This is a genomic window from Archangium sp., from assembly GCF_036388035.1.
Taxonomy (GTDB): domain Bacteria; phylum Myxococcota; class Myxococcia; order Myxococcales; family Myxococcaceae; genus Archangium.
This window is the reverse complement of record NZ_DASVSO010001005.1, coordinates 1-11899: the sequence shown is the minus strand read 5'-3', so window position 1 is coordinate 11899 and position 11899 is coordinate 1. Positions and strand designations below refer to the sequence as shown.

General features: G+C 71.2%; 7 protein-coding genes. 1 reads left to right on the top strand and 6 read right to left on the bottom strand.

The genetic code is table 11. The annotated features are described in order from the left end of the window. Nucleotides 1-2349, top strand: a 2349-nt coding sequence (locus VF697_RS41515) for a vanadium-dependent haloperoxidase (RefSeq protein WP_331104041.1), incomplete at its 5' end; no start/stop codon positions are given. Between the two features lies 1 nt (nt 2350). On the opposite strand, the gene VF697_RS41510 is transcribed toward VF697_RS41515, so the two are convergent. The 6 genes from VF697_RS41510 to VF697_RS41485 all read right to left on the bottom strand — a co-directional run. After that, entirely contained in the window at nt 2351-4123 is a 1773-nt protein-coding gene (locus VF697_RS41510; protein ID WP_331104040.1) for a multicopper oxidase domain-containing protein, read from the bottom strand. A gap of 2 nt (nt 4124-4125) precedes the next feature. Further along, a complete protein-coding gene (locus VF697_RS41505; protein ID WP_331104038.1) occupies nt 4126-5028 on the bottom strand; it encodes a c-type cytochrome in 903 nt (300 codons plus the stop codon). A gap of 15 nt (nt 5029-5043) precedes the next feature. Further along, complete coding sequence (locus tag VF697_RS41500; protein ID WP_331104036.1) at nt 5044-6060, bottom strand: SCO family protein; 1017 nt, start codon at nt 6058-6060, stop codon at nt 5044-5046. Nucleotides 6061-6189: 129 nt separating this feature from the next. Beyond that, nucleotides 6190-7089, bottom strand: coding sequence for a 1,4-dihydroxy-2-naphthoyl-CoA synthase (locus VF697_RS41495; RefSeq protein ID WP_331104034.1), 900 nt, complete (start codon nt 7087-7089; stop codon nt 6190-6192). A 100-nt stretch (nt 7090-7189) separates the two neighbouring features. Then, nucleotides 7190-9499: a Kelch repeat-containing protein gene (locus tag VF697_RS41490; protein ID WP_331104032.1), complete on the bottom strand. Its 2310-nt coding sequence runs from the start codon at nt 9497-9499 to the stop codon at nt 7190-7192. 65 nt (nt 9500-9564) lie between these two features. Then, nucleotides 9565-11899, bottom strand: a 2335-nt coding sequence (locus VF697_RS41485; protein ID WP_331104030.1) for a kelch repeat-containing protein, incomplete at its 5' end; no start/stop codon positions are given.

Here is an 11899-nt window from a genome sequence, read left to right as displayed (position 1 = left end):
GAGCTGGAGCTTCCCTACGAGCTGTTGCCTCGCTTCGTGGACGGAGACATCCCGCCCTTCTTCAAGGTCTGGGGCAACGGCAAGGGCGACGTGTACGTGGTGGGCGATCAGGGCATGGTGCTCCGCTCGCGCGACGGTGGACCCTTCGAGGTGCTCGCCACCCATACCCCGGTGCGTCTCACCTCCGTGCATGGCACGGGCGACATGGTCGTGGTGGTGGGCGGTCGCACGAGCGGCAGGATTCTCGAGCTGAACGCCTCCTCCGGTCAGTTCGAGGACAAGACGCCCTCGGGTTGTCAGGTGGTTCAGGACGTGGTGCTCGCGGCGGACGGGACGGGCTACGCCGTGGGCGCCAATGGCCAGGTGCTCCGCCGCGAGAACGGCCGGTGGACGGTGGTGGATCACCGGCTCGATCTCGGCGTGCAGTCCCTGCAGGGCGCGTGGATGGATCCGCGAGGCGGCCTGTGGACCGTGGGGGGCAACGCCCAGACCCTCAAGCTGGATGGCGGGGCCATCGGTCACTTCGGCGTGGCGGTGCCCTCGGCTCCAGCGCCGGTCGTGCCCGAGCCCGGCAACACGCAGCCGGCCACGTGCCCGGCCGAGCAGGTGGATCCGAAGCCCTCGGGCTCCATCGCGCGGCGCTGGAACGAGCAGCTCATGGGGGCCATCCGGCGCGACATCCCGCGCCCCACCGTCCACGCGCGCAACCTGTACCATGTGTCCGCCGCCATGTGGGACGCCTGGGCCGCCTATGACGCGACCGCGGATGGCACCTTCCTGCGGGAGAAGCGCACCGCCTCCGACGTGGCCCAGGCCCGTGCCGAGGCCATCAGCTACGCGGCCTACCGCGTCCTCTCGCACCGCTACACGTCGGCCATCGGTGGCAAGGTCTCGGCCGCCTGCTTCACGGGCTTCATGCGGAAGCTCGGCTATGACCCCAACGACACGACGACGAGCGGTGACGGCCCTCGCGCGCTGGGCAACCGCATCGCCCAGCTCATCATCGGCTTTGGCGCCGATGACGGGGCCAATGAGCAGAACGACTACGCGGACACCACGGGCTTCAACTTCGTCAACTCGCCCCTGGTGGTGGATGAGGTCAGCGTGCGGTTGGCGGACCCCAACCTCTGGCAGCCGCTGAACCTGGCCGTGTCCGTCACCCAGAACGGCATCGACACCCAGGCCGGCGTGCAGGGCTACATCGGCGCGCACTGGCGCAACGTCGTCCCGTTCGCCATGACCCGGCCGGCGGGCGGCGGGCTGTACCACGACCCGGGCCAGGCTCCCGTGTTCGGCCCCGAGCTGCGTGCCCACGTGGTGGACGTCATCCGCAAGTCGAGCCTGCTCGGCAGTGATGAGCTCATCGACCTGTCTCCCGCCTCCACCGGCAACAACAGCCTGGGGACCAACGATGGCAAGGGCCATGCGCTCAACCCGATCACCGGGACGCCGTACACGCCCCAGCGCGTGAAGCGCGGGGACTTCGGTCGCGTGCTCGCGGAGTTCTGGGCGGACGGTCCCAAGTCCGAGACGCCGCCGGGGCACTGGAACGTCCTCGCCAACCAGGTGGCGGATGCGCCCGGATTCAGCCGCCGCCTCTTCGGCACGGGCTCCGAGGTGGATCCACTGGAGTGGGACGTGAAGGTGTACCTCGCGCTCAACGGCGCCGTGCACGACGCGGCCATCACCGCGTGGGAGATCAAGCGCCAGTTCGTGACCGGGCGGCCCATCTCCTTCGTCCGCTACCTGGGCGAGCTGGGTCAGTCGTCGGAGCCGTCAAGCCCGTCCTACGACGCCAACGGCCTGCCGCTGGTGCCCGGTCTCATCGAGCTCATCACCGCGGAGAGCGCGGCGCCGGGGCAGCGGCACGCGCACCTGTCGCGCTTCAAGGGGCAGGTGGCGGTGCACGCGTGGCGCGGCGAGCCCGGTGATCGCAAGAACGAGGTGGGTGGCAGCGGCTGGGTGCGCGCCGTCGAGTGGATTCCCTACCAGCTCCGCACCTTCGTGACGCCGGCCTTCCCGGGCTTCATCTCCGGCCACAGCACCTTCAGCCGCTCGGCCGCCGAGGTGCTCACCACGCTCACCGGCAGCGCGTACTTCCCGGGCGGCCTGGGCGAGTTCGTGGCGGGCCGGAATGCCTACCTCACCTTCGAGAAGGGCCCGTCGACGGACATCCGCTTGCAGTGGGCCACCTACTACGACGCGGCGGATCAGGCCGGCCAGTCGCGCCTGTGGGGCGGCATCCACATCGAGCCGGATGACTTCGTGGGCCGTCGGCTCGGCCGAGACGTGGGGCTGGCGGCCGTCGCGCGCGCGAAGACCTTCTTCGACGGCACCGCCGTTCCCTGAATCAGGGGCCAGGAGGGCTCTGGCCGGGCAGGGGGGCGAGGTGGGGCTGACGGGCGGAGAACACGCGCCACGTGAGTCGCTCGCCGCCCGCCGAGTGGTTGGGCACATGGCAGTGCACGAGGAAGTCCCCCGCGGACGCGGGGACGCTTCCTGGCCCCTCGGTGGTGAGGGTGAGCCCGCTCCCCGGGCTCAGGAACTGGGGCTGCTCGAAGGGGGAGGCCGGTGCCTGCCCGGCCCGGTGGCCCCGGCGCTCGTTGCCTCCATGCAGGTGGTGGACGTGGAACTCCGCGCTCCCCGCGTGCACCACGCGCAGCTTGACGGGCTCGCCCAGGTACGAGCGCAGCAGCGGCGGGGCCACCCGTGCCCGGGGCGTCTCGTCGTCCTCGTCCGGCGGGGAGTCCTCCCGCTCGAAGTTGGGCTGACTGCGGTAGTTGAGCCCGAAGGCGCCGGGCCGGAAGGGGCCCGCCATCTCGTCCTGCAGCGGCAGCAGCTCGCCGCTGGCGGAGCGCACGTCCGCCACCTCCGGGGGGCCCATGGCGTGGTAGAGCAGCGCCACCTCCCGGAAGTCCTGGCCCGTGGGGACGTCGATGAGGGCCTCCCAGCCGCCGCCGTGTTTCAGCGGCTCGCCCGTGGTGGTGCTGCGGTACACGGCGCCGGCGGGCTCCAGCAGCAGGGCGCCGAAGAGCCCGCGCACCTCCCGCTCGCCCCCGTCCTCCGAGTCATGCAGGAGGTAGGCGCCCTCCGCCCCGGGAGTCTCGGGCAGCGGGAGGACGTACGTGAGGCGCTGCCCCGGTGCGACGGACGCGCTGGGGACGAAATCTCCCCCCTGGCCAGCTCCCCTCGCGGTGGTGCGCAGTCCCTCGATGCGCAGGGCCGCGGGCCCGGTGGACAGGCGGTTGGTGAAGTGGAGGACGAGGCACTCCCCCAGGTTGGCGCGCAGCACCAGCGGCTGGATGGCCTCGCTCTTCCGCTCCTGGATGGCCGGCAGGTCCTCCTCCAGGGCGTACATGAGGCCCTGGGGGACATGGTCCCCGTGTGCATTGAGCGGGATGTCGACGGAGACGGCCGCCACGGCGTACGTCCTCACCGGCGCCCCCGTGGGACATCCGCCCTCCGACTCCTGGAGGGGAAGCTCGCCCGGAAGGGGGCTTCCTCCGTCGGACTCCCGGCCCCAGATGATTCCCAGCACGACCAGCAGCGCGAGCGGTGACAGGGCAGCCCGTGTGCCCGAGGTGGCGGTCCTCGGGCGTCGGCGCAGCAGGAGCCACGTCAGGGGGAAGACGGGCACCTGGAGCAGAAGCACGTCCCTCGCTCCGGCCCAGGCGGTCTCCACCCATGAGCCGCCGTCCGGCTCCTCCTGGGCGGCGGAGAGGTCCGAGCCTACCGCCGCGCAGAGGAAGCGGCCCTCATCGCCTGTGTCCTGGAGCGTCACGGAGACGGGCTGGTCCACCGACGCCTCCGGGGCGGGAGGACGCGCGAGCTGACGCTGGAGGAGGCTGCGGCCGGCGGCCACGGGCAGCATCAGCAGCAGGAAGCACAAGGACAGGAGGGAGGCCGCCTCCACGGTGGTCCTGGCCTGGCCCTCGCGCGGGCGGGTGAGAAACAGGGCCGCCACCCACACGGGCAGGAGGAGCGCCGCGTCCCATGCGAGCCGAGCACCCAGCGCCCCCGTGAGCGGGCCCAGCTCGCCCGAGAGAAACCACAGCAGGCCCAACTCCCAGCCGAGCAGGCCGAGCGTGAGGAGGACGGCGAGCACCCACCTGTTGCGAGCCATGCTCACTCCCGGGTCCGCGGGGTCACGAGGTAGCTGATGAGATCCGCCATCTCCTGCGGTGACAGCGTCTCTCCATACAGGGGCATGGTGCTGGGGCGTGCACAGGGCGTCTGTCCGGCACACTCGGGAGCGATGAAGGCGCCCGGGTCGAGCAGGGACTCATAGGCGTACTGCGCCGCGCTCAGGCCCGCGACGCGCGTGGCGCCCACCCGGGCGAAGTCGCCGAGCGCGGGCCCGATGCGGGGGCCTTGCGGCTCCGCCGGGTTGCCATGACAGGACGTGCAGGCGAGCCGGCCATGGAAGAGGTCCGAGCCCGCGGAGGCATTGCCCGGAGGAAGCTCTTCCACGCGCCGGGGCCACCCTGGAGGCTCCGCGTTGGGACTCCGGGGGCGCCGGGTGGAGAGGAGGGCCGCGCGCTCCGTGCCGCGCGCCCACTCCAGGCGCAGGAGGGCAGGGGTGGGCGGGACGTCGAAGCCCAGCGTCACGGACAGCGACTCCGCGGGGCGCAGGGTGTGCGCGGCGGAGCCTCCCGTCGAGGGCCGCCACACCGCGCCCGTCGTGGCCTCGGTGAGGAGCAGCTCCTGGGGAGCGAAGTCCACCGGGAGCCCGCGCGGGTTGAAGACCGTGAGCTCCACGGCGAGGCGGCGCTGCCCTTGCGTCGGTGCCCCTGGCAGGGCGGGGAGGGCCGCCGCGTCCCCATGGTCCGTCGGCTCGTGCAGCCAGACGGCTCGTACCAGTCGCAGCCGGAGCCCACTCAGCTCGGCCTCCCTGCGGGGCTGCGTGGCCCGTGCGCGGAGCGCCAGTGCGCCTCCGATGAGGGTGACGAGCAACGCGAGCCCGCACGCCACCTGGCCCAGGCGGGTGTGGTGTCGCGGAGGGGCTCGCGTCTCCGAGGAGGAAGGCATGGTGGCCTCCGGTGACTACGGCTCGTCCACGCCCGGCGGCGAGACGGGGACAGTGAGGTGGACGGTGCCCGCCTTCTCGAAGTGGAGGGTGAGGGGGATGCTCTCTGGCGAGGCCTGTACGGCGTACAGCATCAGGTGCTTGCCCCCTGGCTCCAGCTCGACGCGGCCACCCGCTGGGACCACGAAGCCCTCGGGCCTCGGGTGCATCTGCAGGACTTCCCCCTGGGCAATGACTTCATGCAGCTCCACGCGCCCGGCGGTGGCGGACTCCGCGCCGAGGAGCCGATCCTCCCGCCCGGAGGGATTCACCAGCGAGAGATAGACGGCACCCACCTGGGCCGGCGTCAGCCGCGCGCGCGCCTTCTCCACCCGCACTCCCGTTTCCGCCGCGCCCTCCTCCGAGAGGAGCCGCGCGACTTCCGCCTGCAACCTTTCGACGGGCACCGTGTAGGGCAGGCGCATGCGCAGCGCGCCCTTCTTGTCGACGAGGAAGAAGGCCCCCGTGTGATCGACGGTATAGGAGTCACTGCTGGTGATCGGACGCTGGCGGTAGCGCGCGGCATCCGGGTAGCGGCGGGACGCGGTGACGCGCCAGGAGGACAGCACGGGCGCGAGCGCCTCCGCGTCCAGGCGCAGGCCCGTGAAGCGCGGGTGGAAGGCGTGCACGTACGCTTCGAGCTGGGGCGCGCTGTCCCGCTCGGGGTCCACGGAGACGAAGACCACCTCCAGCTCCTTCGCGGCGGCACCCAGTCGGCGATGGAGGCGCTGGAGCTGCGACAGGGTGGTGGGGCACACATCCGGGCAGGCCGTGTAGCCGAAGGACAGCACCACCACCTTGCCTCGCTGCTCGCTCAGCCGGAACAGCTCACCCGAGGCCCGAGGCGCCTCCAGTGCGGGAGCGGGCTGGACGGGCACCACCGCGAACTCCTCGCCCTTGTCCCGGCGACACCCGACGGCGAGCAGCACGACAGCCAGTGCCGGCACCAGCCGCCGGGCCCACCCCACCGCCCCCTGGGCCCTTCGTCCTCCCATGTCGACCCTCCCCGCCGGACAACAATGGGGTGAGTTAAGCCGGGTGACTCGGAGCGGCGAGGTGCCCGGGAGGACGAGGCACCTGTCGGCTTCCGCACGCGGCCGTCGCGGGCCGCGCGGGGCGCACCTCTAGTAGTGCCAGGGGAAGCGCTTGTAGTCCTTCTCGCGCTTCTCCAGGAAGGCGTCGCGGCCCTCCTGCGCCTCCTCGGTGCCGTAGGCGAGCCGCGTGGCCTCACCGGCGAAGAGCTGCTGGCCCACCAGCCCGTCGTCGGGGAGGTTGAAGCCGTACTTGAGCATCCGCATGGCGGTGGGGCTCTTGGAGTTGATGAGGCCCGCCCACTCCAGGGCCACTTCCTCGAGCTGGTCGTGCGGCACCGACGCGTTCACCATGCCCATGGCCGCGGCCTGGTCCGCCGTGTAGTTCAGGCCGAGGAAGAAGATCTCCCGCGCCTTCTTCTGGCCCACCTGCCGCGCCAGCAGCGCCGAGCCGTAGCCGCTGTCGAAGCTCGCCACGTCCGGGTCGGTCTGCTTGAAGAGCGCGTGCTCCTTGCTGGCGAGCGTCATGTCGCACACCACGTGCAGGCTGTGCCCGCCGCCCACGGCCCAGCCGGGCACCACGGCGATGACGACCTTGGGCATGAAGCGGATGAGCCGCTGCACCTCGAGGATGTGCAGCCGGCCCATGCGGCCCACGTCCGGCTTGTTGGCCTCGTCACCCTCGTACTTGTAGCCATCCTTGCCGCGGATGCGCTGGTCTCCGCCCGAGCAGAACGCCCAGCCGCCGTCCTTGGGCGAGGGGCCATTGCCGGTGATGAGCACGCAGCCCACGTCCGTCGTCATGCGCGCGTCATCCAGCGCGGTGTACAGCTCGTCCACCGTCTTGGGGCGGAAGGCGTTGCGCACCTCGGGGCGGTTGAAGGCGATGCGCACCGTGCCCTGGTCCACCGCGCGGTGGTAGGTGATGTCCTCGAACTTGAAGCCGTCCACCTCGCGCCAGCGCGCGGGATTGAAGATGGCGGAAACTTTCATGAGCGGTTCACTCCTGGAGGGGCCGCGACCCTAGTGACGCGCCCCGCGAGCGTCAACGACGTCACGGGGCGGGGCTCATGAAGCCCAAGGGCTCACGGGCTCAGGGCGTGTACAGCTCCGACGTCGCGACGGCGGGGCCGTTGGAGCCCCCCGACAGGAGGACCTTGCCGTTGAGCAGCAGTGTCGCCGCGGGGGACCTGGCGGACGTGGTCTTGGGGGCGACGGTGCTCCAGGTGCCCGTGGCCGGGTCGTACACCTCCCCCGCCGAGATGGTCGAGGTCCCGTTGTATCCCCCCGAGATGAAGACCTTGCCGTTGTTCAGCAGCGTCGCCGTGTGGCCGCTGCGCGGCGCGACCATGGGGCCCGTGGCGCTCCAGGTGCCCGTGGCCGGGTCGTACACCTCGGCCTTCGCGAGATAGCCGCTGTCGCTACTTCCTCCCGCGATGAGGACCTTGCCGTTGGGTAGCCGCGTCGCCGTGTGGCCGTTGCGAGGTGAGATCATGGCGCCCGTGGCGCTCCAGGTGGCCGTGGCCGGGTCGTACAGCTCCGCCGTTGTCGGGGCTTTGACGCTCCCTGAGCCTCCCACGACGAGCAGCTTGCCGTTGGGAAGCAGCGTCGCCGTGTGGTAGTAGCGAGCCGTGGACATGTTGGCGGTGGCGCTCCAGGTGCCCGAGGCCGGATCGTACACCTCCACCCTCGCGAAGACGCCGTAGTAGTCGTTGTATCCCCCCGCGACGAGCAGCTTGCCGTCGGGCAGCAGCGTCGCCGTGTGGCCGTCGCGAGCAGTGGCCATGGGACCCGTGTAGCTCCAGGTGCCCGAGGCCGGGTCGTACACCTCCGAAGACGCCAGGGGCTTGCCCCCAATGGAGGGATCTCCTCCCACGGCGAGAACCTTTCCGTCGGCCAGCAGTGTCACCGTGTGGTAGATACGAGCCGAGCTCATGGGGCTCGTGGCGCTCCAGGAGCCCGAGGCCGGGTCGTACACCTCCGTTGACACGCCTCCACTCATGCCGAAGCCTCCCACGACGAGCACCTTGCCGTTGGGAAGCAGCGCCGCCACGTGGTTGGTGCGAGGCTCGCGCAGGGAGCCTGTCGTGGCCCAACCGCTGGCACAGACGGGCAACCCCGTCACCGAGAAGCTCTTCGTGGTCGTCTGGTTGAAGGCGTTGGTGATGGTGGCGGTGAGGTGGGTAGGGGTGCCCGCGGTGACACAGGCGGGCGCTGTCCAGCTGATGCCGCTGGAGGTGGCGCTGGTGGCCGGGGTGCCCAGCGTGCCGGTGTTGGCGGCCCAGGAGAAGGAGAGCGCGGTGCCCTCGGGGTCGCTGGCCACCACCTCATAGGTGAGCACCTGGCCGGGAGAAGCCAGGCCCGAGGAGCCGGTGGCGGAGAGGATGACCGGATTGAAGTGCTGGGGAGCAGGCGTGGCGCTGATGCACAGGGCCACGGTGCCGGCGGTCTGCCCGCCGCGCCCATCGGAGACGGAGACCGTCAGGCGGCAGTTGTTGCAGGCGCCGGTGGGCAGCGCGGTGGGTGTGAACTGGGCGGAGCTGGAGGAGGCACTGGCCCAGGTGCCCGTGCAGGAGGCGCTCCAGGCGTAGGAGAGGCTGTCGCCATCCACGTCCGAGGCGGAGACGGAGACGGAGGTGGTCTGCCCGATCACCAGCTGGGTGGAGGAGGCGTCGAGGGCGCTCACCTGGGGAAAGCTGTTGAAGGAGATGGAGAACTGCGCATTGCCCTGCACCGCGCTCGGGGTGACGTTGATGCGCAGGGACATGGAAGAGGAGAGGCCCTTGGAGTCCGTCACGGTGAAGGTGAGGGTTTGCAGGCCGATGGTGGCGGGCGCCGTCCAGGAGGTGGAGGCCGCGGTGGTCGAGGAGAAGGCGCCCGCGGTGGCGCTCCAGGAGTAGGTGAGCGTGTCCTCCGGGTTGGGATCCTGGGCGGTGGCCGTCAGGGTGAAGGAGCCGCCCGTGGGAACGGAGGTGGAAGAGGCCGCCAGGGACTTGATGACCGGAGCCTCGTTCTGGAAGGGGGGCGGAGCGTTGACTTGCTGGAGGGTGATGGCGACGAGGGCCGTCTCGTTGGCGGAGATGGAGACGCCGGAGGCGGAACCCTGGAAGAGCAGGGTGCCGGAGGCGTCGAAGGCCTGGCCGAGGAAGGAGCGGTTGGCGCCAGCGGGGATGTTGCCGAGCGTGCCACCCCAGGAGCCGCCGGAGGAGACGAGGTCCACGGAGACGGAGGGGAAGTCGGCGGCGATGGCGGTGACGGAGACGCGGGCGACGGAGGCGGAGAGGGCCTGGGGCACGGAGACGGCGAGCTGGGCCGCGCCGGTACCGGTGTCAGGAGGGGTGGAGCAGCTCGCGAGCAGCGCCAGACACAGCGTCAGCATCAGGGGAGTGGCTATCCTTTTCATGAGGCAGTCCTCGGGGTTGATGTGAAGGGGATGAAGCGGTCAGTGGGTTCAGTGACTCTCGGAGCTCAGGGCGCGTACAGCTCCGCCGCCACGGAGGGGCCGCTATCGCCATACCCTCCCGAGACGAGCACCTTGCCATTGGGCAGCAGCGTCGCCGTGTGCCCGTAGTGGGCGGAGATCAGGGCGCCGGTGCCGCTCCAGGTGCCCGTGCCCGGGTCGTACAGCTCCGCCGTCACGGGGGAGCCCTCGTCGCCCTGTCCCCCCGAGACGAGCACCTTGCCGTCGGGCAGCGGCGTCGCCGTGTGCCAGAAGCGATGCGAGGCCATGGCACCCGTCGCGCTCCAGGTCCTCGAGACCGGGTCGTACACCTCCGCCGACGCGAGATAGCCGCTGTCGCCGTAGCCCCCCGAGACGAGCACCTTGCCGTCGGGCAGCGGCGTCACCGTGTGCCGGAAGCGAGGTTCGGCCATGGAGGCCGTCACGCTCCAGGTGCCCGTGGTTGGGTCGTACACCTCCGCCGTCGCGGCGGAGTCTGCGTCGCCATATCCCCCCGAGACGAGAACCTTGCCGTCGGGCAGTAGCGTCGCCGTGTGCCCGAAGCGGGGTACGGCCATGGAGGCCGTCGCGCTCCAGGTGCCCGTGGCCGGGTCGTACACCTCCGCCGACGCGACGTAGTAGCCGCTGCTGTTCTGTCCCCCCGAGACGAGCACCTTGCCATCGGGCAGCGGCGTCGCCGTGTGCTCGTAGCGAGACTCGGCCATGGAGGCGGTTGCGCTCCAGGTCCTCGAGACCGGGTCGTATACCTCCGCCGACTTGAGGTGGCCGCTGAAGCCTTGTCCTCCCGAGACGAGCACCTTGCCGCCAGGCAGCGGCGTCACCATGTGGTGGTAGCGAGGCTCGGTCATGGAGGCGGTCTCGTTCCAGGCGCCCGTGGACGGGTCGTACTCCTCCGCCGTTTCCATGGGGCCCCTCCTGCCGATTCCCCCCGAGACGAGCACCTTGCCGTTGGAGAGCCTCGTCGCCGCGTACTCGACGCGGGGCGAGACCATGGAGCCCGTCGGAGTCCATCCCAGGGAGGCGGAGGGCGCTCCGGGCGTGTACAGCTCCGTTGCCGCGAGGTAGCTGTTCGTCGGGTTGTAGCCGCCCGAGACCAGCACCTTGCCGTTGGGCAGCGGCGTCGCCGTATGCCCGCTGCGCTTCGTGGCCAGGGTGCCGGCCGCGCTCCAGGTCCTCGAGGCCGGGTCGTACACCTCCGCCGCCGCGAGCGTGCCACTGTCGTAGTTGTAGCCGCCCGAGACGAAGACCTTGCCGGTGGGCAACAGCGTCGCCGCGTACTCGCCGCGAGCGGAGCGCATGGGGGCGGTGGTGCTCCAGGTGTTCGAGGCCGGGTCGTACTCCTCCGCCTCCGCGAAGTAGCCGCTGACGTAATTGGCTCCCCCCGCGACGAGCACCCGGCCGTTCTTCAGCGGCGTCGCCGTATGCCAGGCCCGGGGCAGGGCCATGGGGGCGGCGGCGCTCCAGGTATTGGTGGCCGGGTCGTACAGCTCCGCTTCCGCGAAGTGGTTGCCCTGGCCGGTTCCCCCCGCGACGAGCACCCTGCCGCCCGGCAGCGGCGTCGCCGTGTGCCCGCTGCGAGCGGAGGCCATGGGGGCGGCGGCGCTCCAGGTATTGGTGGCCGGGTCGTACAGCTCCGCCTCCGCGAGAGCGCCGCTCCCATCCTCGTAGCCGCCCGAGACGAGCACCCTGCCGCCCGGCAGCGGCGTAGCCGTGTGCCAGAAGCGAGGCGAGGCCATGGCGCCCGCCGGGCTCCAGGTGCCCGTGGCCGGGTCATACAGCTCCGCCTCCGTGAAGACAGCCGTCCCGTTGGTGAGTCCGCCCGAGACGAGCACCTTGCCGTTGTTCAACAGCGTCGCCGTGTGCCAGCTGCGCGGCGTGGCCAGGGAGCCCGTGGGGCTCCAGGTGCCCGTGACCGGGTCATACAGCTCCGCGCTCGCCTGGGCGTTGAGCCCGTCCTTGTGTCCGCCCGCGACGAGCACCTTGCCGTTCTTCAGCAGCGTGGCCGTGTGCCAGGTGCGCGGCGTGGCCAGCGCGCCCGTCGTGGCCCAAGCCGAGGAGGCGGAGGGGGGCGTATACAGCTCCGCCGTCGCGGTGTAGTAGCCGCCCGCGACGAGCACCCTGCCGTCGGGCAGCAGCGTCGCCGTGTGGGAGTCGCGAGACGTGGCCAGCGCCCCCGCCGGGCTCCAGGTGCCCGTGGCCGGGTCGTACAGCTCCGCTGGCATCAGGTAGCCGTTGTCATCGTTGTAGCCGCCCGCGACGAGCACCTTGCCGTTGTGCAGCCGCGTCGCAGTGTGCCCGCTGCGCGGCCGGAGCAGGGGGCCCGTGGCGCGCCAGGTGCCCGTG

What these genes read in the sequence shown, in the direction of transcription:
- VF697_RS41510 (WP_331104040.1), bottom strand. Translation starts at nt 4,123, where the DNA reads ATGGCTCGCAACAGGTGGGTGCTCGCCGTCCTCCTCACGCTCGGCCTG.
- VF697_RS41505 (WP_331104038.1), bottom strand. Translation starts at nt 5,028, where the DNA reads ATGCCTTCCTCCTCGGAGACGCGAGCCCCTCCGCGACACCACACCCGC.
- VF697_RS41500 (WP_331104036.1), bottom strand. Translation starts at nt 6,060, where the DNA reads ATGGGAGGACGAAGGGCCCAGGGGGCGGTGGGGTGGGCCCGGCGGCTG.
- VF697_RS41495 (WP_331104034.1), bottom strand. Translation starts at nt 7,089, where the DNA reads ATGAAAGTTTCCGCCATCTTCAATCCCGCGCGCTGGCGCGAGGTGGAC.
- VF697_RS41490 (WP_331104032.1), bottom strand. Translation starts at nt 9,499, where the DNA reads ATGAAAAGGATAGCCACTCCCCTGATGCTGACGCTGTGTCTGGCGCTG.